The organism is Burkholderia sp. GbtcB21, assembly GCF_019091065.1.
Classification (GTDB): Bacteria; Pseudomonadota; Gammaproteobacteria; order Burkholderiales; family Burkholderiaceae; genus Burkholderia; species Burkholderia pyrrocinia_C.
The window spans coordinates 1-209 of the sequence record NZ_JAGXKA010000600.1 but is presented as its reverse complement, the minus strand read 5'-3'; the positions used below and the strand labels follow the sequence as shown (position 1 = coordinate 209).

The following is a 209-nucleotide window of genomic DNA, read 5'->3' as shown; positions in this document are numbered from 1 at the left end:
GGTGGCAACTACTACAGCGTGCCCGATCGTACGCGCAAGCGCGTGCTCGACGTCCACAGTCTGGCTCACGAGATCCGCATCTACGAGGACGGTGAACTGCTGGCGGTGCATCCCGTGCTGGAAGGCCGACGCCGAACCTCGCTGTTGCCCGGTCATCGGCGTGCAAACCAGCGTAAGCAGCCGGCACGGCACCCCGTGCCATCGGTGAC

Annotated in this window: 1 pseudogene; it reads left to right on the top strand. The window is 65.6% G+C overall.

The window, feature by feature from the left end:
* Positions 1-209 (top strand): annotated as a pseudogene (locus tag KVT39_RS37790) (IS21 family transposase); the annotation flags it as partial.